At 63.7% G+C, this 26,364-nt stretch carries 17 protein-coding genes and 2 tRNA genes; 8 read left to right on the top strand and 11 right to left on the bottom strand.

All coding sequences use genetic code 11. From position 1 onward, the window contains the following. Positions 1-23 precede the first annotated feature (23 nt). Positions 24-1,643 (bottom strand): aspartate:alanine exchanger family transporter, encoded by a 1,620-nt coding sequence (locus tag GBB18_RS04640; RefSeq protein ID WP_151640902.1) that lies wholly within the window; start codon positions 1,641-1,643, stop codon positions 24-26. A gap of 295 nt (positions 1,644-1,938) precedes the next feature. Between GBB18_RS04640 and GBB18_RS04645 the strand changes: the two genes are divergently transcribed. Continuing rightward, a tRNA-His gene (locus GBB18_RS04645) sits at positions 1,939-2,011 on the top strand. Positions 2,012-2,271: 260 nt separating this feature from the next. Here GBB18_RS04645 and GBB18_RS04650 read toward each other — a convergent pair. Further along, positions 2,272-3,087, bottom strand: coding sequence for a GIY-YIG nuclease family protein (locus tag GBB18_RS04650; protein ID WP_225979246.1), 816 nt, complete (start codon positions 3,085-3,087; stop codon positions 2,272-2,274). 647 nt (positions 3,088-3,734) lie between these two features. On the opposite strand from GBB18_RS04650, the gene GBB18_RS04655 reads away from it, so the two are divergent. Together GBB18_RS04655 and GBB18_RS04660 are read left to right on the top strand one after the other, a co-directional pair. Beyond that, positions 3,735-5,042: a hypothetical protein gene (locus tag GBB18_RS04655; RefSeq protein ID WP_151549918.1), complete on the top strand. Its 1,308-nt coding sequence runs from the start codon at positions 3,735-3,737 to the stop codon at positions 5,040-5,042. Between the two features lie 117 nt (positions 5,043-5,159). Beyond that, positions 5,160-6,158 carry an LLM class flavin-dependent oxidoreductase gene (locus GBB18_RS04660; protein WP_151549917.1) on the top strand — a complete coding sequence of 333 codons (999 nt, stop codon included), beginning with the start codon at positions 5,160-5,162 and terminating at the stop codon, positions 6,156-6,158. A 75-nt stretch (positions 6,159-6,233) separates the two neighbouring features. On the opposite strand, the gene GBB18_RS04665 is transcribed toward GBB18_RS04660, so the two are convergent. Next, a complete protein-coding gene (locus tag GBB18_RS04665) occupies positions 6,234-7,487 on the bottom strand; it encodes an Ig-like domain-containing protein (RefSeq protein WP_151549938.1) in 1,254 nt (417 codons plus the stop codon). A 386-nt stretch (positions 7,488-7,873) separates the two neighbouring features. Here GBB18_RS04665 and GBB18_RS04670 point away from each other — a divergent pair. After that, positions 7,874-7,946 (top strand) — tRNA-Lys (locus tag GBB18_RS04670). A gap of 86 nt (positions 7,947-8,032) precedes the next feature. Further along, positions 8,033-9,094 (top strand): excalibur calcium-binding domain-containing protein, encoded by a 1,062-nt coding sequence (locus GBB18_RS10740; protein WP_225990237.1) that lies wholly within the window; start codon positions 8,033-8,035, stop codon positions 9,092-9,094. A gap of 142 nt (positions 9,095-9,236) precedes the next feature. Here the strand turns inward: GBB18_RS10740 and GBB18_RS04680 are convergent, their stop codons facing one another. From GBB18_RS04680 to GBB18_RS04690, 3 genes are all read right to left on the bottom strand, one after another. After that, positions 9,237-9,644 carry a hypothetical protein gene (locus GBB18_RS04680; RefSeq protein ID WP_151640903.1) on the bottom strand — a complete coding sequence of 136 codons (408 nt, stop codon included), beginning with the start codon at positions 9,642-9,644 and terminating at the stop codon, positions 9,237-9,239. A 48-nt stretch (positions 9,645-9,692) separates the two neighbouring features. Beyond that, positions 9,693-11,435, bottom strand: coding sequence for an alpha/beta hydrolase (locus GBB18_RS04685; protein ID WP_151640904.1), 1,743 nt, complete (start codon positions 11,433-11,435; stop codon positions 9,693-9,695). Between the two features lie 110 nt (positions 11,436-11,545). Beyond that, positions 11,546-11,821, bottom strand: a complete 276-nt coding sequence (locus GBB18_RS04690; RefSeq protein ID WP_151529758.1) for a DUF3618 domain-containing protein — start codon at positions 11,819-11,821, stop codon at positions 11,546-11,548. Between the two features lie 157 nt (positions 11,822-11,978). Here GBB18_RS04690 and bcp point away from each other — a divergent pair, with 157 nt between their 5' ends. Both bcp and GBB18_RS04700 read left to right on the top strand, forming a co-directional pair. Next, positions 11,979-12,467 carry a thioredoxin-dependent thiol peroxidase gene (gene bcp, locus GBB18_RS04695; protein WP_151640905.1) on the top strand — a complete coding sequence of 163 codons (489 nt, stop codon included), beginning with the start codon at positions 11,979-11,981 and terminating at the stop codon, positions 12,465-12,467. Positions 12,468-12,598: 131 nt separating this feature from the next. Further along, positions 12,599-13,285 (top strand): TetR/AcrR family transcriptional regulator, encoded by a 687-nt coding sequence (locus GBB18_RS04700; protein WP_225990242.1) that lies wholly within the window; start codon positions 12,599-12,601, stop codon positions 13,283-13,285. A 9-nt stretch (positions 13,286-13,294) separates the two neighbouring features. Here GBB18_RS04700 and GBB18_RS04705 read toward each other — a convergent pair whose 3' ends face one another. The 5 genes from GBB18_RS04705 to GBB18_RS04725 form a co-directional block, all read right to left on the bottom strand. Beyond that, positions 13,295-13,558 carry a hypothetical protein gene (locus GBB18_RS04705; protein WP_151549912.1) on the bottom strand — a complete coding sequence of 88 codons (264 nt, stop codon included), beginning with the start codon at positions 13,556-13,558 and terminating at the stop codon, positions 13,295-13,297. A 71-nt stretch (positions 13,559-13,629) separates the two neighbouring features. After that, a complete protein-coding gene (locus GBB18_RS04710) occupies positions 13,630-14,055 on the bottom strand; it encodes a holo-ACP synthase (protein ID WP_192795932.1) in 426 nt (141 codons plus the stop codon). 46 nt (positions 14,056-14,101) lie between these two features. Then, a complete protein-coding gene (locus tag GBB18_RS04715) occupies positions 14,102-23,176 on the bottom strand; it encodes a type I polyketide synthase (RefSeq protein WP_151640907.1) in 9,075 nt (3,024 codons plus the stop codon). 175 nt (positions 23,177-23,351) lie between these two features. Then, positions 23,352-24,572 (bottom strand): ABC transporter permease, encoded by a 1,221-nt coding sequence (locus GBB18_RS04720; protein ID WP_151640908.1) that lies wholly within the window; start codon positions 24,570-24,572, stop codon positions 23,352-23,354. Beyond that, entirely contained in the window at positions 24,556-25,158 is a 603-nt protein-coding gene (locus GBB18_RS04725; protein ID WP_151640909.1) for an ABC transporter ATP-binding protein, read from the bottom strand. The genes GBB18_RS04720 and GBB18_RS04725 overlap by 17 nt, the downstream gene beginning before the upstream one ends. Positions 25,159-25,269: 111 nt before the next feature. Here GBB18_RS04725 and GBB18_RS04730 point away from each other — a divergent pair, with 111 nt between their 5' ends. Further along, positions 25,270-26,361, top strand: coding sequence for a sensor histidine kinase (locus tag GBB18_RS04730; RefSeq protein WP_151640910.1), 1,092 nt, complete (start codon positions 25,270-25,272; stop codon positions 26,359-26,361). The last annotated feature ends 3 nt before the right edge of the window (positions 26,362-26,364 follow it).

A 26,364-nucleotide genomic window follows, 5' to 3' on the forward strand; every position in this document is an offset into this window, starting at 1 on the left:
CGTTATGCGTGTTTGCCGTGGGCCTAGACGAGCAGCAGGAAGAGCACTTGGGCGCCAATGATCTTGCCGATCATGCCCACCGGATACACCGTGGCATAGCCCCGCGCGGCGAGATCGGTGCCGGTCTGCGCATTCAGATAGGCGATAATCGCAGGATTGGTGGAGATGCCACCGGCCATGCCCATGGTTTCATCCCATTTCGCCCCCAGCACCCACGCGCCAAGAACAGCCATGGCGATCGCTGCAACCAGCGTGAGAACAAGACCGAAGCCCACGTAGAGCAAGGATTCAACATCAGAGAGCGCCGCGGCGAAGCCGGCTCCGGCGGTGGTGCCCACGCCCGCGAGGAAGAGGGCCAAACCGATATTGATGAAGATCTTGTTGGCTTGGAAGGGCACGATCCACTGCAACCGGCCTGTCCGGCCACGCCACCCCAAGATCAGGCCCATGAGGATGGGGCCACCACCGAATCCCAACGAGAGAGTCAGCCCGCCCGGCATCGGGATCGGAATCATACCCACCAGAAGTCCGGCGAGCAGCCCCAAGAAGAAGGGGAAGAAATCAAAGTTGCCCAGGGCGTTCTCGCTATCACCGAAGAACGTCCTCGCCTCGGCCATCTTGTGGGTCGGGGTGACTACCCGCACCTTGTCTGAGTATTCCAAACGGGTCGTGGGCGTGGGGATGAAGTCGGAGTCACCGCGACGCACCCGCGCGATGAGAAAACGCTTCTCCGCGAGGCCGAGCTCGTCGATAGTGCGGCCCACGATCTGCGGATTAGACACAGAGAAGCGGCGGTAATCGAGATTGTGGTCATCGATAGGGAAATGCACCTCGCGGCCCAGGATGTGCGTAGCCCGCCGGAGTTCCTCCTTCGTGCCGTGGATAAGCAGCACATCGCCGCTCGAGACCTCGGTATCCGCGGTGATGAGAGTTTGGTGTTCCGGATCCTCGTGGTGGATCAGGCGGGTAGCCACCACCTCAGCACCCGTGGGGCGCAGCACCTCTGCGACCGTGCCGGGTTCTATGGGGCCGAGCTCAAGGCCGGTGAGGTGGAGGTCCTCGGTGATCACACCGGCTTCTTTGGCATCTGCGATGTGGTCCACCCTGCGCAGCTTCGCTCCCACGGCGGCCACGAGGATCAGGCCTAGAACACCACCTGGGTAGGCCAGCGAGTAGCCGATCACCGGCAGCGCCAGTGCATCGGGATCGGTGATACCCGAGGCCTTCATGGTTTCCACGATGGCCGCCATACCAGGAGTGGAGGTGACTGCGCCCGTCATGCTGCCGGCGCCTTGGGCTGCGTCGAGCCCCAGAAACTTCACACCGACATAGGCCAGCACGATCACACCAGTGAGCACGAGGGCGGCGAGAGCGCTGATTTTCCAGCCACGGGAGCGGAACTCCGCAAAGAACTGCGCGCCGAAGCTCAGACCGATGGCATACACAAACAGCGCCAAGCCAAAGGTATACAGCAACGGCGGGAGCTGGATCTCCGGCTCGACCGCGGAAAAAGCAATGGATACGAACAACACAGCGGCAGAGCCGAGCGATATGCCAGCCACATTCACTTTGCCCAGAAGATAGCCGAGGGCAAGTATCGCCATCAGCGCAATCAATGGATTGGCGGCGAGATAATCGAACACGAGGGGTCCTTGGGGAGCGCGGGGGCCCACGACAGCGGGCCCAAAAGAATATGAGGAGAGAAACGGCGTGGGCGTGCGACACTCCCCGCTTCCCCGCCCACGCGCGGAGAATGGTGAGAGCATGCGCACCCGTAGGTTCTCAGCAGGGTTACCGTATCACTGAGTCATCCTACGTCAAGTGAGAGCGCCACATCCCCACTGCTTGCGCGCCAGCAATTACCCATACCAGCTGCAGTTTTTGCTTTTCTTATGCGGTGCGCTACTATAACTCTCGCTGCAGAAAACGGCAGCGATGGTGGCTGTAGTTCAGCTGGTAGAGCACCAGGTTGTGATCCTGGGTGTCGCGGGTTCGAGTCCCGTCAGCCACCCCGACGATGAGCCCCCGGCCTTGGAAACAGGGTCCGGGGGCTTATTTTATTGCCTCACCCGGCGCCCCCGAGCAAGTCTTAGGCCTGCTTCTCGAAGAGAAGGCGCCACTGCCAACAGGCACGCACAACGGGCGGCCGACAACCTGCATGACGTCCATCCACACAATGGGGCGCGCTCATACCTGCGACCAGCACTCTCGACCGACCCCCTTACATACTGAGTACACCCGAAGCACTGGTTCGTGTCGACTGTGGACCTCTCAGTGGGCAGCCTCCTCCCCTATACGAATGGCTGCCCGCCACTCGTCGTTACCCCACTTCAGCGAAGCGGCTAGAAGATCGCTGGCGAGCAATTCATTGTGAAAACGCCCGAACATCGTTCCCCCTTGCCGCATCAGACGAACATTCAACTGATATGCGCTATTCAGGAGCGGCTCGGTGTGCGGGAAATCAACGAGCCCAGTGAGGATGTCTTCGAGCCCCTCCATTGTGAAATGCCAGCGCGTGACCTCAGAAAGAGGATAGGCACTGTTTTCGACATACCATCGTCCCTCCGGATCTTGGAGTGAGGCCAGCTCACCATCGACTCTCGCAGTGTTAATGAACAGCTCGATCTCAGCTACGCCAGCGACCATATGTTGGCAAACAACGAAGATCTCGAGGTTTCCCGCACTCACCACCAGCAGCCTTCGGTGTGATTGAGAGCGATTCGTCGCTGGCAAGCATGACACTATCCAGAGGTGTCTGTGCGTGTTGTAGGGGTCAGGCAGTGCCTCGTAGATGAACCATCCGAGGAGATCTCGGAGCACCTCATATTCGACCATCCTCGCGAGTTCTAAGAATTTTTTGCTATCCCTGCCGATGACGTTTTCCCCCGGACGCACTCGCTTCTCTCTATCCCACGGCAGAACCGTGGTGCCCCCCTCTATAGAGGTGAACTCAACATCGGCACCACCGTGGGGCCGTTGCGTATCCCGAACATTCCGGACCGATGATGCCCTTTCACTATCAGCAATAAGGGCCCTCTCTGGGTCGTCTAGATCGCCTTCCGGCAGCGGGAAAAACTCGAAAGTCACGATGTCATTCCACCGCCTGCGGTGGGAGCGAAAGCGAGAGACCACATTCACGGATTGCCCAACGTAGACGCTGCCATCGGCAAACCCCAGGCGATAAAGCCCCCTGAGACTCGACTCCCCCACGAGAATGATCGCGATTGAGTCCAGCTCCCGAACGTCATATACCCGTCCTGTCAGTTGTGTGCACTGGCCATGCTTGGATGAAGGAGACGAAAGATCCGAGGACATAGTGCAATTGTGCCTGATTACCTACTGCCCCTCGGCGGGACACTCACCCCTAGCGGTCTCTGCCACTGAACCCGCGCACAGCAGTCCTGCCATGCCCCCTCCCCTGCCCGACAAAGAATCCACTCGCCCCGGCGTAACCGCCGGCATATGCGCCTACGCGGGTACGCTGAAGAGCAGCACAATCCCCCGTATTAGCTGCGCAAAACTAATAAGAAACGCACGTCACAGTTTCCTCCGCTTTAATAACAATCAGATAACAACTATTTGCGTTTTGGCTGCTCAAGACAGTTTCTGGGTTGCATGCTGAGACCGGTTTCTTGAGTCTTAGTGAGTCTCGTGCACTGCACCCTGCTATTGCTGAGCAGGGCGCATGCCACCGCGCCTTGTACTTCCGCTTTCTTTAAGGACTGAACACATTCATGCTTAAACGCGTCATATCCATCACGCTTGCCTTCATTGGCTTGCTCGTGGGCGCCGGTTTCGCCACCGGCCAGGAAACGATCCAATACTTCGTCTCCCACGGCTCCATCGGCATCGCCGGCGCCGTGCTGGCCGGGCTGCTCATCTCCATCGGCGGCATGCTCTCGCTCCAGCTGGGCAGCTATTTTCTGGCCGACGAGCACAACGAGGTATTCCAAGACATCTCCAAGAAGTGGGTGGCCCGCTTCATGGATGTCTCGGTGATGATCACCCTCTTCAGCTTGGGATTCGTGATGCTCGCCGGTGCGGGTTCCACCTTCAACCAGCAGTTCGGCTGGCCGACTTGGGTGGGCTCCACCGTCATGCTGGCGCTGGTGATTGCCTCGGGATTCCTCGACATCAACAAGGTGTCGAACGTGATTGGCGCGCTCACCCCGGCCATGATCATCGCGGTGATCATCGCCTTCACCTACATGATGTTCAACCTGCCGGACGATCTGTCCAGCCTCAACGATGTGGCCGTGCAGGCCGAATCCCCCATCAGTCCGTGGTGGCTCTCGGCCATTAACTACGCAGGCTTGGTGGAAATCATGGCGATCTCCATGGTGCTCGTGATCGGCGGCAGCTACCTCGACCCACGCGAATCCTCCCTCGGCGGGCTCGTGGGCGGTATCGCCTATACGGTGCTGCTGGTGATGATCTCGGTGACGCTCTTCCTCGGCGCTGACAAGGTGGAGGGCTCCTCGGTGCCCAACCTCACTCTCTTCGAGGAGATCCACCCGGTGATGGCCATTATCGCGGTGTTCATCGTCTACGCGATGATCTATAACTCCGCTATCGGCATGTTCTACGCCCTGGGCCGCCGCCTATCCGCGGGCAAGCAGTCTAAGTTCCGCCTCTACTTCATCATCACCACCTTGGTGGGCTACGCCATCTCCTTCATCGGTTTCGGTTCCCTGATGGCGAAGGTGTACCCGATTCTCGGCTACCTCGGCCTGCTGCTCATCGCCGTGCTGATCATTTTCTACATCCGCGATCGCCGCAAGATCGCCTCGGAGTCGAAGCGCCGTAATAAGATTCGCGACCTCGCCTACCGTAAGCACCACCCAGATAAGGAATTCACCGACGATCACGCAGCGGAAATGGAGAAGCTGATGGGTGATTCCCAGATCTCCGATGACTACCTCTCCAATGCGGTGCAGGAGGAAGTGACCGATTCGCTGGTGCAGGATGATTCCGTGGACTTCAGCGAAGAGGACGCCGAGCAGCTACGCGATACGGACACCCCCGATTCAGCGAAATCCTAAAGCCCTCGCGCCGCACGCCTGCAGCGTGGCGTCGATAAGCTGAGACTCAGGCCCACCACGTGTGGGCCTTTTCTCTACAGTGGGTGAAAGCACTACTCCCGTATGAGAAAGGCACGCATGATTCCGCTGTCGCTCATCGATTTCGCCCTCGTCTACGACGGGGAACGGCCTCGCGATAGTTTCTCGCGCTCGGTACGGCTTGCGCAGCGCGCAGAGACACTCGGCTATGAACGCATCTGGTACGCGGAGCACCACAATATGCCGCGTATCGCGTCCTCCGCCCCGGCCGTGCTGATCGCCCACGTGGGCGCGCACACCTCCACCATCAAACTGGGGGCGGGCGGAGTGATGCTGCCGAATCACGCGCCACTGGTGATCGCCGAACAATTCGGGGCCTTAGAGGAGATGTATCCCGGCCGTATCGGGCTGGGCTTGGGCCGTGCCCCTGGCACCGATCAGCGCACTGTGCAGGCTTTACGACGCTCCCCTCGCGCCGCCGAGCGCTTCCCCGAGGATGTCGCCGAATTGCAGGGGTATCTCTCCGGGGAGAGCCGGATCCCTGGCGTGCAGGCCATTCCCGGCGCCGCCACTGAGGTGCCGCTGTATATTCTCGGCTCCTCCCTCTTTGGCGCCCAGCTGGCCGCACAACTCGGCCTGCCCTATGCCTTCGCCTCACACTTCGCGCCGCAGCACCTCGATGAGGCCATCGCCGTCTACCGCGAGCGCTACCAGCCGAGCGCCGGTAATCCCGACCCCTATGTGATCGCCGCGGTGAATGTGACGGCCGCCGATACCACAGCCCAAGCCCAGGAGGACTGGGAGCAGGTGCGGCGCAGTCGGGTGAAATCACTGGCCGCCCGGGGCCGCGAGATCAGCGAAAAACAGCTCGACGCCTTGCTGCACTCCTATGCAGGCCAGCAGGTGAGCACCATGATGCGCTATACCGCGATCGGTACGAAGCCCGAGGTGCGCAGCTATCTCTCGGAGTTCGCGGAGCGCACCGGCGCTGATGAGCTCATGATCTCGCTGCAGTCGCCGTCGCATGCGGCGATGCTGCACTCCATGGAGATCCTCTCCGCCGCATGGGAGCTACCCAGCGCCGATCCAGCACTCTAACGGCATACACACGACAACGGCCCAGCCATCGCGTAGGTGGCTGGGCCGTTGGTCTCCGGCGCTAGGGGAAAGGGTCTACCACGAGGAGGTTTCGTCCGCGTTGCCTTTCTTCCATGTTTCCCAAGGGATATTCCAGTCGCCGAGACCGTCAAAGCCGGAGAGCTCACCGCCGATGGTGTTTTTCACCTTCACCACATCGCCGCGCTTGACGAGCTCTTGGAACCACTTGGCGTTGTCCGGAGAGACGTTCACACAGCCGTGGGACGTATTCGTGCTGCCCTGGGCCCACATGGACCACGGCGCGGAGTGCACATAGATTCCCGACCAGGACATCTGGGTGGCCCAGTCCACCTTCTGTCGATAACCGCGGGGGCTATCCACGGCTAGGCCGAAGGTAGAAGAATCCATGATCATCGAGGGGTTCTGATCACCAATCATGTAGATACCATTCGGCGTGGGGAAATCGGCATCACCCAAGGAGACGGGCATCGTCTTGAGCACCTCACCGTTCTTGGTCACCGTCATCGTCTTGGTCGAGTCATCGACGGTGCTGATGATCTCATCACCAATGCTGAATGAGATTTCATTATCGGCGTTGCCGTACATGCCGTTGCCCAAATCGACGCCATAGATATCGGCCTTCACCTTAACCTCGGTGCCGCTGGGCCAGAACTCGGCCGGACGCCAGCGCATCTCCGAATTATTCAGCCAATAGAATGCGCCCTCTACCTCAGGGGTAGTGCTTACGGTAATAGCGTCTTGGGCGGCCTGGCGATCAGAAATCGGGGCGTTAAAACGGAAAGAGATGGTCTGGCCCACGCCCACTACCGACCCATCCAGCGGCCCCAAGTAGACAGCCGCCCGGCCATCGGGTGCGACCGTGGTGAAACTTGCCTCGAGGGACTGGCCGTTCTCGGCCTGCGCATCCACGGTGTAGGTGCGGTAATAGCCCAGTGGCTCTGTGACATGCCACTTCTTACCGTTATCGCTGATCTCGGCTTCGACCACCTTGCCGGCCTCGTTCGTCATCGTCACCGACGTCAGCGTGGTGTGCTCCACAGTGACCTCGATGGGATCCGTGGGATTGACATCCGTGGCCTCATCGCCAACATTCAGCTTCGGAGTTTCCTCCTCGCGAACCTTCTCTATCTTGGTCTTCCCAGCGGCCTCTTCTTCCGTGTTGCCGTCACCAATCGTGCATCCAGCAAGAACCAAAGAACACGACACGAGCAGCGCCATCACGGCTCGCAGCAGCCGAGGCTGAGCTGTATAACCCCCGCTGACCTCGCCCGTCAGACCACTAAAAGAGAACCGCCCTGTGCTAAACATTTCACTCCGTCGATAAACCATAGTCTCGGTGGATTCTACACGCCCCGCGCGCTCGGACCGCGCCGGAAAAACCGCTTCCCAAAACCGTGACCAAACTGTTGCTTATCGCATGTCACACACCATGTTGTCGACACTGTGTGTCAAAAATCGAGCCCCTCCCCCGGACCTTGCTAGGCAGCTGCCGCGACACCATCATTCCGGCGAGGAGCGCCGCCCATCATCCCCACAACGCAGCGACACACCCCGTCTCACACCACGCAGCCACACGCGACCCACGAACCTCTTAAATAGCCCTTGAGCTGGCGATTTTACAAGGTGTGAAACTGTTTGTAATATAACATCTCGTTGCACAGCGCACCGGCCACCACGGCAGGGACGCAGAGCATGCGCCATTAGCTCAATTGGCAGAGCAGCTGACTCTTAATCAGCGGGTTCGGGGTTCGAGTCCCTGATGGCGCACTTTTTCTTTACATCCTCTCTAGGCGGTTATCACGCCTAGAGAGGATTGTTGTATCTCTGCACTGGGGTTGTAGGTACTTCAACGCATGCCCCCTGTAGGGGCTAACGCCGTCGCAATCTCACCAAAACCAAGGACCTACGGCACACGGGAATATAACATCACAGACGCGAGGCACGTACCGCCTCAGCGTGTAGCGAGCATCACCACACGCCTGTACAGCCGCAGCGCCTCCGATAACCAACCATCTCTACCTCATCACGCTACCCAAGGACCCCACGTGAACAGCACCCGCACCACAAACAGAATCCCAAAGGTTCTTGCCACCGCATCCCTCATCATCGGTGGTCTCCTATTTCTCGCCAACTTTCTCAGCATCACCAGCGGAGCGCGATCATTTATCGGCGGCCTATTTATCTCCATCGCTATCATCCTCCCCGGCGCAGCGTGGTTTTACTACCAATCCCGCGATAGGAAGCTCCAACAGCAGGTAGAGCTAGACCGGCAACTTGCCGGATACCTCACCGGGGGAGACCGCCAACTCCTACAGGGGGCGTCTGAGCCAGTAACTAAAGCTCCCCGTAAATGGGTGATCATTGCTTTATCTAGCGTCGTGCTGCTTGCCGCAGGAGGGGCGGTTTTGCCTTCCTCGGACAAGAAGGGGTCTTCAGACGGCTCAACCACCAGCACAAGCAAGGCGACGACTAGCACCACGAGCAAGACAACGACTAGCACCACCACACCTACTAGGACTGAGCGCTCTACTACCACTAGCACCAGCACGAGCCACAAGAAAGAGTCCCCTGAGCCTGAGCGGCGTAGCAGCACCTCAAATAGCACAACTCAGCCCCAGCGGGATGAGCCGTCGCAGGCGAATATTGTCCCCACGCCGGAACCCGAGCCTGAACGTGCTCCAACCACGTCGCCCAACCCTGCTCCCGCGCCGGCTCCCGCACCAGCCCCCGCGCCGGCTCCCGCACCAGCCCCCGCGCCGGCTCCCGCACCAGCTCCCGCGCCAGCTCCCGCCAACGACTACTACCCGAACTGTGACGCAGCCCGAGCCGCTGGCGTAGCCCCCATCTATGCCGGCCAGCCAGGCTATCGCCCCGGGCTCGATCGAGACAACGACGGCATCGCATGCGATAAGTAACCCTGAGGTTTACCCACAGTATCCACATACCAAGTGGGCACACACTTCACCCCAGTCGGGAGCGCTCCCGACTGGGTTTCTCGCTATTCGGCGCGGGCTGTACCGGCGGCACGCCTCGTCACCACCGTCTGCGGCAGCCTCTCTACGCCGCAGCGAAGCCCTTCTTCATTCCGAGCCCAACGTAGACCATGGCTCCAAGCAGGAGCACGATGCTGATGATCTGGAAGGTGGCAAGCGCCCCCGTGGTTTCGACCATTCCGCCGCCGATGGCGAGAATAATCCGGCCAACCACGATGGACGCGAGGAGAACGGTCGCGTGGGTACGTACTGGTCCTGGGTGTTGCGCGGCGGCTAGGCTAGCGGCAATGAACGCCACGAAGGCACTGAGGTTCAACATGATGACTGAGATGAACATAGGAACTTCTGCCGTGCTCGAGGCCACTATGTAGAGCATCACCATGATCACGATCGAGGCCAGCAAAGAGATTCCGGTGCCCCAGAAGGCGACAATGAGGGACCGAGGGACTGCAGTGCGCGCTGAGGAATTCATATATAAAACCCTAGTCCTCGCCCTACGCCGAGCAATGGTGCCTAGCCCCTACTTCTCCGTGAGTTCGTTGATGTGCCCCTTTTCCGGGCCTTGGCGCTGCAGCAGCACATCCAGTTCCGCGCGCAGCGCCTCAGCATCCGCATCGCTGGAGAGCGAACTGTGTGTGACAGCAATCCAACCGTCGAGAAGCTCCGTGGCGTAATTGTGCCCGAAGCCATCCGGCACGTCCGCCGCCCCACCTAGATCAGCGCTTACCTGCCAAAAGGTGATCACGGGATACCACGTCATCTGTGGGGCCCGGCCCGGGCCAAGCGGCTCGACGAGCCAGTCGGGGCGTTTCCACAGCAGATTCGGCTCCCACCACACCACTGGGTCGGTAGCGTGCTGCAGATAGAGCAGTCGATGCTCGCCCCAGCGGGGATCTGCTCCCAGCTGCCGCGCGTGGCGGCCGGTGGCGGCAAAGCGCACGGCACTCGACTCAGGCATGCGCGGCTGGTATTCGGGACTGCCCGGTTCGCGATTGGTGGTGAGCCAGCGGTGCAGCTCATTGCTGCGCGGCGGGCCCACCATGAACACACCATCGGGTTCTACATTCAGAGCGCGCAAGGACTCCAGTGCCGCCTCCACGCCCGTGGTGCCGAGGGACTCGCCGTAGAGATAGAGCTGGGGCCGGTTCCCAGCGGGCAACGCAGACCACCATTGCGCCACCGTGTGGATCAACTCGCGCCCTGCTTCCGCAGCCGCCCCCGAGTCGCTGAGGAAAGACACCGCAGAGGGCAGCACGCCGAATTGGGCACTGGCAATGGCAGTATCGCCAGCAAAAAGCAGCTCGAAGGCCTGGGCCGCCACCGGATTGGCCCACCCCGTGCCGGTGACTGGGAGGATGAGCAATGCCTGCCGGTCGGCCGCCCCGGTACGATCGAGTTCCCCCACGAGCTTATCGACGCGCTCCTGCATATCCGCGCCATTGCCCACCCCTGCGTAGAGGCGGATAGGCTCGCGGGCGGGGCGCCGCGTCACCGCTTCCAGCCGCTCTTTGGTGGCGCCATCGGCGATGAAGCGTGAGCCCTCGTACCCTAGGCCCTCCCATGAGATCTCGCTGCCGGGTCCAGCCGAGCGATACGCCACCGTGGGTGGGGCGATGTCCTCGCGATAGGTGGCATTGCGATCGGCAGCTTGGCGCTCGATGATGGTTAGGCCTGTATTGGGGATGATAATTCCCACACTGGCCACCATGATCACCACTACGAACACGTTGGACACTACGGCCGCGATCCCAGGCGCCAGGCCGCGATGTTCAAGCACCTCTGCCGTGGACTCCGCCCACGCCGCCAGCAGCCGCCACAGCCAGATCAGCCCAAAGCACAGGGCCAATCCGAGGGCTGCGGAGAGCGGCAAAAAGTGGGTGAGGTGCGGTGTGGGCAGCCCTTGCGCAGTGGCGAGCTGCTCCTGCCACGACAGCGATGCCCACACCACCCCGAGCGCCACGAGAGCAAGCACCACGATGCCGATATAGTCGATCATCCGGCGCTGACGATCGGATAGCTGCAGGCGCGCCGCGCGCGGGCCGAGACGACACAACAGCATCCACCCCAGCTGACTCACACCCATGCCCACGCAGTAGCCGATATTCGCGGTTACCCCAGAGACAATTCCTTGGTAATACCACGTACGGGGCAGCAGTGAAGGCGTATAGGCGGCGGCGAAAAATAGGGCCACCCCGATTAGGCCAACCACGTTGTAGTGGCGGGATGTGACGGTCAGCCGCTCTGGACGGTCACTGCTACTCATTGGGGTCTCATATATTCAGCGTTGCCGGACTTAAAAAAGCCCGCGCCACACCGACTCCCCTCGGGGATAATCGGCGCGGCGGGGCGTCGAAAAGCGAAAAGCGATTAAGATTAACGGGAAGCGAGCAGCTTCTGAATCTCCTTGAGATCCTTGTTGCGCTTGCGGGAACGCAGCACGCCAACGACGACTGCCCCCACAACAACCGCGCCCACGCCAGCCAGAATCTTCTGCACCTTCGGGTCCTGCAGCTTGTTGGTGGCTTCCTTCTTCGCATCGTTCACGATGTTCTTGGGCTGGCTGCGCTCGGCAAGCTCATCGAGGGTGTTCGCCAGGTTCTTGCGAGTGCGCTCGATGTCGCGCTGAATGTCCTCAATATTGCGTGCCACTGTTGTCGATACTCCCCTAGCTAGTTTTATCCATGTATTGTGCGCCCCGTAGGGTGCGGCGTTTACCTGCATGAGCCTACCTAAAACCACGCTGTGGTTTCTAGTCGGCATGCCTACCGCACTGCAGAAATGACGAGCCCTCGCTTACCCTAGAGCCATGACTCAACCCGCTTCCATTCGTCTCAGCGAGGGCGATACCGCCCCCGCTATCACTTTGCTTAACGACGCCAACGAGACAGTCAGCTTGGCGGACTTCCGTGGGCAGCGCGTTCTGGTTTATTTCTACCCGCGCGCCAACACCCCCGGCTGCACCACCGAAGCCTGCGATTTTCGTGACAACCTAGCCCGGCTCAATGATCTCGGCGTGGCTGTGGTGGGCATCTCCCCTGATAGCCCGGATAAGCTCGCGGCCTTCCGCGCCGATCACGGGCTCACCTTCACGCTGCTCTCCGATCCCGATAAAGAGGTTATGACACAGTGGGGCGCCTTCGGTGAGAAGAAGAACTACGGCAAGGTAGTCCACGGCGTGATTCGCTCCACCTTCTTGGTCGACGAGCACGGACGCATCGCCAGCGCCCAGTACAATGTGCGCGCCAAAGGCCACGTCGATCGGATTCTGCGCGACGTACTCTCAACGCCCAGATAGCTGGGTGGCACGAGGATAAACCGTGTTCACAGGGGCGTTCTGATTCGATAGACTCGGTAGCTACCATGGCTAGAACCTCCGATCACACCGGCTCCACCCAGACGCGCTCCACCGCGTCCGAGCCTTCTTTGATGCAGCACCCTGACTCCGCAGCGCAGCAGCGCAGCGATGCCTCCGACGCCGCCGATGGCGATACTGCCATTCTGGTTCCACGCCGCCGCCCAGCCCAGCAACGCAGTCGGGAGAAATTCGCCCGCATGCTGGAAGCGGCGCGCAGCGTCCTCGTCGATCACGGGTTTGAATCCTTCACCTTCGACGAGGTGGCCAAGCGGGCCGAGGTGCCCATTGGCACGCTGTATCAGTTCTTTGCCAATAAGTATGTGATGATCTGCGAGCTGGATCGCCAGGACACCGCGGTGATCGTGGCCGAACTGAAGAAATGGCCCAGCCGCGATCCGTCAATTCAGTGGCCGGATTTTCTGGATAACTTCATCGACCACCTCGCCCAATTGTGGAAAGCGGATCCCTCCCGGCGAGCGGTGTGGCATGCCATCCAGTCCACTCCAGCCACCCGCGCCACGGGTGCGGCCACCGAATCGGAGCTCTTGGATTTGCTGGCGGAGGTACTCATCCCCCTCGCCCCGACGCTGCCACTTCCCGAGCGCCGCAAGCACGCCGGGATTTTGGTGCACACCGCCACCTCGCTGCTTAATTTCGCGGTGCGCGATGCCACCGCCTCGCCGGAGACCTATCTCACCACGGTGGAAGAGATCAAGCGCATGCTCATTGCCTATCTCTTCTCCGTCGCCCAAGGCTAGGTGTTCTACTCACACCCAGCGGTTTTCTCCCAGCATGGCGTGGGCGAGGCGGGCCGCCTCGTCTAGCGCGTCCTGCTCCTCTGACTGCGAGGATTCTGCTCCGGGCCCGGCGGTCTCTGCTGCGGGCGCCGCGGCACGGCGGCCAGGGGTGGGGGCATCCACCACGTGCTCATTATGGGAAAAGTCTTGGCAGGGGTGCTCGGGGATGACCTCCGCCGCGGGAACGAGCTGGTGTTCGGCGAGGTAGTCATCGAAGTCTTTCGAGATACTCACAGCTTGTAGCCTAGCCGCCCCGCTCCCCGCGCCTGCGTCGGGCGGGGCCGTGGGGCGGCTATGGGGCGGGGCTAGCTGAGTACGCAGACCGCCACTGCGTAGTCGCCATCATGGCTGATACTCAGCTGCACGGAAGCATCGAGGTGCTCCGCGCTGATCCCGAGACTTTCTGCGGCTAGGGCTCGCAGCCGGCCACGCAGCCGGAGCTGGACTCGGCCGAAGGGATCGGTCTGCACCACGATGTCGCGGAAATCCACCTCGTGTTCCGCCAGCACGGGAGGCTGCCCAAACAGCGCTTGTGACCAGGCCTTAATCCAGGCCTCTTTGGCCGCCCATCGCCCCGCGAGATGCCGGGCCCGGGGCAGGCCAGTCAGGCCGCGCTGCTGGGAGTGGCGCAGCTCACTGCCGTGGAATACCCGCGCGAAGCGGGTACCTGGCTGGGCGAGCTGCTCGGCAAAACCCGGCACGTGCACCAGATCAATCCCGCACCCACGCACCGGCAGGTGCGGGATCTCTCTCGGCTGCTGGGCTGTGTCCACTGCCTTAGCCCTCGGTGGACAGGCGGTAGCGGCCGTCGCGGAGCCGGGCGTCGGCGTCGAGCAGCATGGCGATCTCCCGATCGTGGGCGGCATCGCCATCGCCGCCCAGGTTGCGGCCGGAGGTGCGCTCGTACAGCGGCGCGGCACCGTAGATGCCGGCGAGGATACGCTCGGCACCCGCCTGCTCCCGCGCCGCGGCCTGTGCGGCCCACTCTGCTGCCACGTCCTCGCCGCGCTGGGCCCGAACCGCCTCATAGAAGGCCGCTGGGTGGACCAAGGCCACCAGCGCCGAGACGTGACCGAAACCGAGCGAAGAGACAAACCCGGCCTTGAGCACGTCCTGCTCCGGCATCTTGAGCGGCTGGCGCAGCCACACAAGGTGCGGATGCTCGGCCAGCACGGGATCCACGCAGTCCAGCGAGAAGTTCGCCGGGATCACACCGGAGCACAACACCTGGGCGAGGCCGGTGAGCTGGAAGGCTGCGGCACCACCCTTGGCGTGGCCGGTGAGACTCTTCTGCGAGATCACATACAGCGGGCTGCCCGCATCGCGACCAAGTGCCTGCTGGATACGCTCGTGCAGCTCAGACTCGTTGGGGTCATTGGCGTTGGTGGAGGTGTCGTGCTTCGACACCACGCGGATGTCATCCGCGTGCACGCCCAGCTCGGCCAGCTGGGTAGCCAGCGCCGAATGCGTGCCACCTTGGGCCGCGGCCAAAGCACCGAGCCCCGGCGCGGGGATGGAGGTGTGCAGGCCATCGGCGAAGGACTGGGCATAGCCCACCACCGCTTGCACCGGCATACCCAGCTCCAAGGCCACCGAGCCGCGCATGAGCAGCAGCGTGCCGCCGCCAGCGGATTCCACGAACCCACCGCGGCGTCGATCATTCGCGCGGGAGAAGTAGCGATCCTCGATGCCCTTATCCCGCATCGCCTGGGAATCAGCGGTAGCGGACATGTCGCCGAAGCCGGTGATGCCCTCCACGGAGAGATCATCGATACCGCCGGTGACCACCACATCGGCCTTGCCGAGACGGATCTTATCCATGCCTTCTTCCACCGACACGGCCGCCGTGGCGCAGGCCGCCACCGGGTGCACCATCTGGCCGTAGCCGCCCACATAGGCCTGCATGACGTGTGCCGCCACCACATTGGGCAGGGCTTCTTGCAGGATGTCGTTGGCGCGGGCCTCGTTGAGCAAGCCGTCCACGTAGAGCGAGCGCATGGAGGACATGCCGCCCATGCCGGTGCCCTGGGTGGAGCTGACCTTCGCCGGGTGCACGTGCGCCAGGATCTCGGCGGGAGTGAAGCCCGCAGAGAGGAAGGCGTCCACGGTGCACACGAGGTTCCACACGGCCACGCGGTCGAGGTTATTGACCATCTCGGCGGGAATGCCCCAGCGCGTGGGATCGAAGCCCTCGGGGATCTGCCCGCCCACGAAGCGCGACATCACCGCGCGGGTGGGCACCCGCACCTCGGAACCAGCGGGTCGGGTGACCAGCCATTCCTCGGTTTCTGGATGGAAGCGCACCACCGTGTTGGAGTCTTCGGCAGCATAGCCCTCGGCCTCCTCGCGGGTCGCCACGGCGAAGGTGAGGTCCTCTTCGAGGTAGATCTTGCTCAGCTGCGGGGCGAGGTTCGACACCATGGAGAAATCATCGTGGTACTGGCGTACGCCCACGCGGCCGAGCACCTCGTCATGATAGGCGTCAAAGATCTCGTCCTCGGCGATCTCCTCGCCTTCGGCCGTGAGCCAAGCGCCGTCCTCATAGGAGATCAGCCCCATGGACCAGGCCAACTCGACCACGCCGGCGGCGCTGAGATCGCCGCTCAGCTCGGCCTCGAAGCGGGTGCGCGAGGAGCCATAGGGCCCCAGCTCCGCGGCGGAGACCATGACCACCATGTTCTCCAGGGAGGCACTCACCGAACCGTGGAAGGCTGCGGCGGCCGTGGCCGGTGCTGCGGGCAGTGCCGGCACATTCGGCAGCGCGTGGAAGCGCGGGGTGGTGTCCACCTCCTGCAGCTGCTCGGCCTCGGGGTTGCCGGCCGCGGAGCGTGCCAGCTCCGCGAGGTTGAGCTGCGCCTCGGCGAGCCCGCCGGTGAAATCGGCGAGCAGCGGCGTATCGGCGGCAGCCTGGCGCGACTCCTGCGAGGCCAAAGAAATGAGTTCGCGGGCAATCTCGTCGGTGGAGTAGGTGCGCACGCCCTTGGCTTCGACCAGCTCGACGAGCGGATCATTAGCGCCCATCAACCCGGTGCCACGCACCCATCCGATCAGGGCGTGGGCCAGGGTGGTGCGGGCGGAGAAGTTCTCCTCCACGCTCCAGCGATTCACCAGGGCGTCGAGGGCGGCCTTGGACTCTCCATAGGCGCCGTCGCCGCCGAAGATTCCGCGGTTGGGCGAGCCCGGCAGCACCACGTGGGTGCGCTGGCCCACGTGGGTATCGCGGCCCAGAGCGGAGAGCCCGGCGATGAGACGTTCCACCGACCACAGGAGCAAACGCATCTGGTTTTCTGCCTGCGGGCCGGCTTCGTCGATGCTGCCCTGCACCGGCGGGGCGGCGAAGGGGAAGATCAGGCTCGGCACGAGCGCCGGCTTCGTCACCACGGAGGATGCGCCCACGGTGACGCGCTGTTCGGAGCCGATCCACTCCACGACCGCATCGAGGTCCGCATAGGAGGCCAAGTTGGCGGGGATCACCCACAGGGTGGCGCCGAAGCGGGCGTGCTCCGCGTAGAGCCGCTTGTAGAACTCCAAGCGCTCATGGCTCAGCCTCGAGGTGGTGGTGATCACGGTGGCGCCTTCGGCCAGCAGCTCTCCCACCACGGCGGCGGCGATGGACTGCGGCGAGGAACCGGTGACCACAGCCACGTCCTCAGCGAAGCTGCCGCGGCCCTGCTCTAGGGCCTGGTGGGCGAGGGAGTCGAGCCCGAAGTGACGGGCGTGGGCGGCGACGGTTTCGCCTGCGCCACTGACGTCAATGCTCTCGGGATCCACCAAGCCCAGCCCGGCGCGGGTGATGTCCTCGCGCGCCGAGGCCCAGCGGTCGTCGAGAAGCACCGCGCGCCGCGGATCGAAATTGCGGGAGACCATACGCGGCCAGTTCTGGCCGAGCTCCGCCGAGACCAACTCGAAGAGCTTCTCGTCGGCGCTGTGATCATCCAGTCCCACGGTTTGCGGGGCGTGATCGTGGCCGAGCTGCTTGAGGATCATGCGCGCGGTTTCGGCGAGCACGCCGGCCTTGCCGGTGACCTGCTCCGCGAAGGCGCCGAGGGCGGCGGAATCCACCGCGGTCTGCTCCCCTCCTGCCGCCGCGGGCTTAGCGACGCTCACTCCCAGGCGCTCTCCCGCAGCGAGCACAGCATTATCGATGAGCTGATCCAGCTCGCTGGCCGAGCTGGGCTGGGCGGGGCTGAGCTCTGCCAGCGCGCCACCCCGCACGGAGTCGCCATCGCGGGTACCGAGCACCATCTGGGCCTCGGCGTGGAGACGCCAGCCCTCGCCGAGCTGCCATACCTGGCTCACGCGCTCGGCGACAGCCGCGGGCTTCGCGCCCGCAGGGCCGGTGACTTTGCGCAGCCCATCGCTGATGGCATCGCCGAGGACCGGACCAAAGGCCTGGTAGCCCTTGGCCATGCGGCTCACGGTGTCCTGCAGGTCCGGGATCTCGGCATCGGCGGCGCCATCGATGGCCCCGAGGCCGAACTCCACGCCGAGATCCAGCAAGAGCTGGTTGCGTCGGGAGGAGACGCCATCCGTCAAGGTTTCGATGGTGTCGGTGGCGGTGATTTGGCCCGGCTGCACCTTCGTCCACAAGCTCAGCAGCACAGTGGTGGCATGGGCCGGGGTGAACTCCACCTCCGGGGTATCGCCAGCGGCCGCAGCGGGAGCCGGGGCCGGGGCGGGCTCGGGCTCTGCCACCGGCGGAGTGGCCGGGGCTGCGGGTGCGGGCTCGATATCCTCGGCGCTCTCGGCGGGTGCTTCTTCCTCCTCCGGGGCGGCGAAGGAGAAGCTGTCCTCGGCGAAGACGATGCCGCGATCGCGCTCAATATTGAGCACCTCCAGCCCTTCCCCACCGGGGGTCACGGCTGCGGTCTGGGCCATGATGTTGGCCAGGGTGGGCGCGTTGGCCACACCGATCTCCACGAAGCGCTCGACACCAAGCTCCGCGAGCATGAGGTCCTGGGTTTCGATCCAGCGCACTGGGGAGGCGAACTGCCATGCGAGCAGCTCGATCAGGATGGTGCGTGCCACTGCGGCGGTGTTCTCCGCCACCGCGGCATCGAAACGCTCGAGCAAGCGGTCCAAGATCGGGGAATCCACGACCTCCCGCATAGACTCCACGAACTCCGCGGTGATCGCGAAGGGGCGAGCCACCAAGTTCGGGATATAGCGTCCCACCAGCACCTCGGGGTCGATTTCTGCGGGCAGCAGGCTGTCGAGGTGATCGCGGAAGTCATCCACCCCGTCGCGCAGGACGGAGGAGTGGAAGGGCACATCGATGCCGGGGATGAGGATGAGCCCGCGGGCACCGGGGGCGCGCTGCTCGGCGGCAGCGGCGAGGGCCTTGAGACCGGCGCGAGTTCCGGCCACCGCGTATTGCTTGCCCTTGAGATTGTAATTGGCGATTTCGAGGAACTCGCCGGTGCTGTGGGATACCTCGGCCACGAAGTCGGCCACCTGATCTGCTGCCAAACCAAACTTATTGGGGCGCAGGGCGGCGAGGCCATAGTTGGATACGCCTTGCTCATCGCGCTCTACGAGCCGGTGCATCGTCAGCCCGCGGGCGTAGACGATTTCCACCACAGATTCTAGGGACAGCACCCCCGAGTAGGCGGCTAGGGCGTTGTACTCGCCCACGGAGTGCCCAGCGAAGAAAGCGGTATCGTCGAGCACTCCTGCTTCGCGCATCTGCGCCACCTGTGCCACACCAAGGGTGGCCATGGCCACCTGGGTGAACTGGGTGAGGAAGAGCACGCCGTCGGGGTGGAAGAAGCGTTCTCCGCCCACCACTACCTCGCGGGGGTTGGTGCGCACGATCTCCAGCACGGAGAAGCCCAGCGCAGCGCGTGTGTGGGCGTCGGCGCGATCCCATACCTGCTTGGCTTCGCGAGAGGAGGCATAGGCCTCCATACCCATACCCTCGTGCTGGATTCCTTGGCCGGGGAAGGCGTAGAAGGTCGTCGGTGTTGCCATCACGGCTACTGCGGTGAGCACAGTCTCGCCATCGACGCTGGCAGTGACCTCGCGCACCTCGCCGCGACCGGGGCGGTTATCCACACCGGTGCGCTCGACCTTAAAGTCCACGGTCTCACCGGGGGCAATAGGCCGCAGCATGGTGGCGGTGAACTCGGTGATCGCGGCCGACTCGGTGTGCACGGCATCGTCGGCATAGGCGGCGGCGGTAACTAGCTCCGCCACCGCGGAGGTCCACATGCCGTGCACGATCACATCATCCAGCCCTGCCAGATGCGCAGCGGTGCTCGAGACGTGGATCGGGTTGCGATCCCCAGACACGGCGGCGAAGGGCAGCATGGATTCCGGTGCCACCACCTGCGCGCGGGTGCGCGCCGAGTGGGTCACGGGGCTGATCGAGGGCAGCGCAGAGGTATTGGTGCGCGCCGTCGCAGGGCCACGGCGGCCACGGATAGCGAAACGCTCGGTCAATGTGGCGCGCACGCGTCCCTCGGCATCGCTGATGGACACGCGCACCACCACGACACGCCCGATATCGGTGTCACTGACTTCATCGGCATGGGCGGTGGCGGTCAGCGGCACCCCGATCAGCGCCGCAGTGGAGGCCTGCTCGTCCCGCAAGGTGAGGTGGTGCTCGAGGTGCACCAGAGAGAGCATGCCCTCGACCACGCGCTCGCCGGGGCGGCCCGGGATCTCGGCGCCGCGCACAGCGGCGAAGATCGCCGGCCAGCAGGCACCCACCAACACATCGGGGGCGAGGGAATCGCTACCGCCCACGGTGACATCGCGCAGCGCCGCGCTGGTGAGGTTGTGATAGTCAGCGGCCCTATCGGCGTCGATCGTGAACTCGTGGGTGGCCGCACCCTCCACCAGCTCCGCCACGGAGCCGCCGGCGGCAATCTCGGTGAGGGTATCCATCGCCTCTTCCGCGGCACGCTGGGTGACCACGGGGGCGGCACCATCGACCTGCGGCAGCTCGAGCTTCACGCGCAGCTCGAGGCCCTCGCAGCGGCGTTCGCCGGCGAGGCTGACGACCAGCTCAGCGCTCGTATCGTCGAGCACCTGCAGGCGGGCACCCGTGCGGGGCTCGCGGGCGGAATCAGCCGAGAGAATCTCCCACTCGGCAGCGGGGGCAAGCGCGTGCAGGATGGAGGAGACGTTGCGGCCTGCCCAGTAGGTGGTGGGGCTGGAGAGCAGCGTCGACAAGCGCGAAGGGGTGTCTTCGGTAGCTGCCTCGCGATCGCGGGCGGCCTCGACCACGGCAGCATCGAAACGGCCGAGCAGCTCGGCAATGGGCTCATCCTTGATGGTGATGCCGGCCACGGCCACTGGGCCGGGGATGATGCACACCTCATCGGCGCTATAGCGCGGGTCGTGGGCCTGCCAGAGCGAATCGGAACGCCACCAGCGGCGGACGTTCTCGTCGATCACGGGCACGAAGTTGACCGGCTTGCCCGGGGTGCGCAGCTCGGCGATGAACCACTCCACATCCGCAGGGTGGAGGCGGCGGTCGAGATCATAGGCCGCGGCGGCCTCAGCCACGGCGGCGGCCGGGTCGTCCCCCAGCTCCAGCGGGGAGAGCTGCGAGGGATGCTCGCCATGATCGGCGGGGTTCAGGCGCGCCTCGGTGCGCTGAAGCATGTGCTGGAAGCGGGTGTGCCAAGTTTTATCCACCCAGCCGGAGCCATCGGGCCCGGACAGCTCGAGATAGCGCTCCAACCAACTGCGGTAGCTCATCTCCTCCAGATCGCCGAAGTACTTCTTGCAGGTGGCGTTGATGGCGGTGATGATCTCCTCGCGACGGGCGGCCACGGCCTCGGCGTCGCCAGCGACCTCATCGAGCAGACGTCCGGCGCGGGCGAAGGAATTATCAATCTCGTGAATATCGGCGCCCAGCTGGGAGCGACCGGAGGCCATTCCCCCCTTGGCGGACCCGGCGGGAACCCAATCATTCGGGCCTGCGGTATCCACCAGAGCCTGCTTCACCTGCGGGGAGGTGCAGGCCTCGCGCGCCGCCATGGCAGCGGTGCCGACGAGCACGCCGTCCACCGGCATCGCGACGCGACCATAGGCCTCGGCCCAGCGGCCGGTGATGTAATCCGCGGCGCGCTCGGGAGTGCCAATACCGCCGCCGACAACCAGCACGGTATTGGGCTGGCGGCGGATCTGCTCATAGGTGTTGAGCAGCAAGTCATCGAGGGACTCCCAGGAGTGGTGACCGCCAGCGACGCCGCCTTCGACGTGCATGATCACCGGCACCTCGGGAACCTCGCGGGCAATGGCCAAGACCTGCTTGATGTGCTTGACCGCGCCCGGCTTGAAGGCCACCCACGGAATGCCCTCGGCACGCAGCTCGTGGATGAGCTGCACGGCTTCCTCGCGCTCCGGAATACCGGCGGTGATCACCACACCATCAATCGGGGCGCCATGGGCGCGGGCCTTGCGCACCAGCTTCTTACCGCCGATGTGCATGCCCCAGAGGTAGGGATCGAGGAACATGGAGTTGAACTGGGCATTGACTCCCGGCTCGAGCAGCTCGCCCAAACGGGTGAGGTTCTCATCTAGGATCTCCGGGGTGACCTGGCCACCGCCGGCGAGTTCTGCCCAATAGCCGGCATTCGCGGCGGCAGCAACAATCTCCGGATCCACCGTGGTGGGGGTCATGCCGGCCAAGAGAATCGGCGAGCGACCGGTCAGCCGCGTGAAGGCGGTTTCAACGCGGCGGCCATCGGCGCTGAGGCGCGGGGCAAAGTCGGTGTAGTCCACAGCCTGCGGAGTAGCAGCATGCGGGTCAGAGAGCTGGCCCTGCCCCTCGGCGGTGCCGGCGCGCACCACAGCGATGCCGGTGCCGGCGAGTTGCGGTGCCGAGAGCTTCGCCACGCCCTCCCCTGGGCCGATTTCGAGCAGCCAGGAAACGCCTGCTTCACGCACCCGACGCAGCTCGCGGGGCCAGTCCACGCTATCGACCAGCACGGCGCGGGCACAGCGCTCGGCGAGCTGCTCATCTACCTCGAGGCGACGGGCCCAGTCGAGGGTGAGCTGAACAGCATCCTCCATGACGGGGTGGTGGAAGCCGGCGGTCACAGCAATGGGGCTGAACGTGGGGCGCAGGGCGGAGCCACCGCGCTCTTTATTCTCCAGCGCCTGCTGTTCCTTCTCGGCGCGGCGGCTCAGACGCTGCTGCACCAGCTCCAACTCGGCGGGGGTGCCCACAATTACCTGTGCATCGGGGGCATTATGCAGCCCCACGACGGCCTCGGTGCCGTGCAGCTCCTCTTCCACGATGGAGCGCTCGACACCACCGATGGCGAGCATCGGGCGACGCTCCCCTTCGCTGATCACACCACTGCGCTGGGCGGTGCGGGTAATCGCCGCACCGATGAGCCGAGCGATCACCAGCAGCTCGCTGGCGCGCTCGGGGGTGCGGGCATATTCCACGCCGAGGTGTCCCTGAGAGTGGCCGATGGACAGCTCGGCGCGCTGCCAAGGCACGTCCTGGGCACCCAGCGCATCGAGAGTGGCGATCTGGGCGAGCACAATGCCCGGCACGGACACCGCCGCGTTGGCGCTATATCCGTGATCCGATCCGGCAGGAACATCATCGAGCCCCGCCCAGCGGAAGGGGGTGAAACCGAGGGGGAGCACACCGGCGAGTTCTTCGTTGAGCTCGCTGAGGCGCTGCTCGGCGTCGGCGACTATCCCGCGCAAGCGGGACTCATCAGCCCCGGCTTCGGTGGCCTCGGCGAGGGGGCGCAGCCAGTCAAAACCTTGGCCCGAAAAACTTAAGGCGAAGCGCTCGTTCTCTAGCCGATCACTGAGGGTGCGCGGCCCTGCAGTGGGGGAACTGTCCTGCTGAGAGGGGGTGGAGTTAGGAGTGATCATGCTATGTCGTCGGCTCTTCTCAAACTTGGGGGAACAGGGTGCTACGCGGGACACACTGCCTTTTGGGATCAAACAGGTATCTCGTGGGAAAATAACCTACCACGTAATCATGAGGATTTCGTCATCTTTATGGTTCCGGCGTGCCCACCCACTCCGCCGCGGGCATCCGGCACAGCTAGACGTAGCCGTCCTCGCTAATACACAGCTGTATGACCCGCCGGGCGAGCACGATTTTGAGTAGCGTCGTCACCGCTGCCATGACGAAGAACATGACCAGCCATGCCTGCCACCACAGCCCCGTGAAGGGATCCTCCACGCCGAGTAGCCCGTTGAGCCGCACCACCACATAGATAGCCATGAGCGCCACCACCGCGGCGGCAGTAATGGTGTGCGCGAACGCCTCGCCTATTTGAATGGTGAGCGGGGCCCGCGGCGGCGCCCCAGCTAACCGAAGGGCGCGCACGTCCGCCGCAATGCGGTGGCGCATGAGTAAAGAGATAGCGAGTGCCGCCACCACGCTCGGAATGATCGAGGGCCCAAGCAGCACCACGAACACCTCCCACGAGGAGACATGCCAGGACCCACTGGCCATCATCATCGCCCGCATCCCAGAACCAACGACCACGATCAGCCCACCAAAGATCACCCAGGGCACGATCTGCGGGGCGCTGAAACGGCGGCGATTGCGCACATTCGCCCCTGCAATCCCCACAACTCGCGTCCACTGATCCAGCAGCGGCAGCAGCCACGGCATGACCAAGGACACCACCACGATCAGCCCCATAGACCAGCCGAGAAAAGCATCCGGCTCCATCGTGGCGGCTATAGAAGGCGCCAGCACCGCAGCTACCAGTAGCGCCGCCACCGGGGTTGTCCACCACGAGGAACGCACCACTACCGGGCGGAAGATGCGCCGCACGGGCCACAGCACCGCCAGCACCGCTGCCGTCGAACAGATAGCCACTGCGGCGAGCGCAGACGTGCTACTGAACGCCAGCGCGTCGAGGCTGAGGCCATCCGCCCGCAGCGCCTCTTCGGTCGGGCTAAGCAGCGGCGGCACCAGCACTAGACCCAAGGAGCTCGAGGCGAGTGCCACAACCACCACCTGTCCGAGCGCGAATCCCACGATCATCCAGCCCGGCATGCCCACTAAGCGCCAGCTGCGATACACCTCCCAGTGCTCGTCGATAAGCAACCGCATCTGCATCGACACCACCAGCACGATGGAGCACAAGGACATGGCGAGGATCGTCCCTCCCAGCGGTCCGGCATCGCCCCCACCCGCAGTAATCAGGGGCAGGGCGAGCCCGCAGCTCGCAGCGGAGATCACGAGCGTTAACACCACCGCCAGCCACGACACGCGGTTGGCCCAGACATCCTTAAGCCACACGCGCATGGTCTGCCTCCATGTCTATGATCCGGTCCGCGGCTGCGGCGGCGGCATGCGAGTGCGTCACCATCACCACGGTGGCCCCCTTGCGCGCAGCGGCCCGCAAATGCTCCAGCACGGTCGTGGCGGTGGCATCGTCCAGCGCCCCGGTGGGTTCATCGGCGAAGATGAACGCGGGCGTGGCCAGCAGCGCCCGCGCTACAGCGACGCGCTGCTGCTGCCCACCGGAAAGCTCCGCGGGCATCTGGCGCTGGCACCCATCCAGTCCGAGATCGTGAAATACCCGATCCGCCTCCGCGCGGGTGCACGGGCGCCCAGAGAATTTCGCCGTGAGCATCGCATTGGTCCGGGCATCAAGCGATTCCAGCAGGTTATAGTCCTGGAACACGAAGGCCCGTTCCGTGCGCTCCGGCGCGTTTAGCGTGCCCGAACTGGGCTTATCCAGCCCCGAGAGTAGATTGAGCAAGGTGGACTTACCGCAGCCCGAGGGCCCCATTATGGCCACGAACTCGCCCGGCGCGATCGTGAGGCTAAGATCGCGAAACACGAGGCGGCGACCATACTTCTTGCTGAGGTTCTCTGCTGTCAACATGCCCTCATCACACCGCGCGCACCGCGCCTGGCGCGAGGGAGCTGGCTGCCGAATCTATGGTGGAGCTAGCTCCACTTACTCGCACGGCTGCAACGCTTAGGCTTATTAGTTATGTCAGTTCTGCGTTCGGCCGGCTGGAACATTCTGCTCGCACTAGCGTGCATTCCGGCGCTGGCCGTTACCCTCGTGCTGCTGCCGTGGCTGCCGCTACTCGCCCGCCCAGTGGATGCCTATGGCCGCTGCGGCGCACGGATCTTTGCTCGCCCCATTCGCCAGCGCACGGTATCTCGCTGGTTCGATTGGCGGCAGGTGCTCCATCTTTTTCTGCAGCTCGTGGTGTCTATTCTCAGCTTGATGCTGTGGACCATGCTGGGCTCGTTCATTGTTTTCGTTGCGATCGCGCCCTTCATGGTGGATACGCTCGAGTTCAATTCTTGGCAGAGCTCGAATCGCGCGGTGAATGTGGCGCTCTGTTTCTCCTTCGTCGCGGTGGCGCTGGTGCTGCTGCTCGCGCTGAGCTGGGCCATGACCTGGCTCTCGGTGCGGGCCTCCCAACTCACCCTCGCTCCCTCCGTGCGGGAGGTTGAAGCTTCGCGAGCATTGCTTGCCGACGCTTTCTCGGGCGAACGACGCCGCATCGAAAGGGAACTCCACGATGGCCCCCAGCAGCACCTCACTGCGCTGAAACTCAATCTCGCGGCGGCTCGCCTCGCCGCGGATCCCGAGCCAGCGATACGCAAGGCCGAAGAAAACGCGGCCCAAGCCTTGGCCGCCCTGCGGGCCACGGTGCGCGGCATTGCCCCGCAGGTGCTCTACGATAACGGCGTCGTGGCAGCGGTGGAGGAACTACTCGCCCACGCCGGCATCGACACCACGCTGCACACCGACACAGCCGCCGTGCCGCCGCTGGATGAGACCACGGCTTTGCTGGCCTATCACTGCATCAGCGAGGGGCTGACGAACGCCACTCGGCACGGTCACGCCACCCACGCCGATATCGGCATCGACGCCACAGGCTCTGCACTGCACGTGACAGTGCGCGACAATGGCGACGGTCTGAGCGCGGACTCCCCCACCGCTAGTGCGGGCACGGGGATCATGGGACTACGGGAGCGTGCCGCTGTGCTCGATGGCACCGTGACGCTGCGCACCACTGACACCGGGACGCTGCTGCACCTCACGGTGCCACTACTAAGGAAGTAGCCA

It is taken from the genome of Corynebacterium sp. 11A (assembly GCF_008930935.1).
GTDB lineage: Bacteria > Actinomycetota > Actinomycetes > Mycobacteriales > Mycobacteriaceae > Corynebacterium > Corynebacterium megadyptis.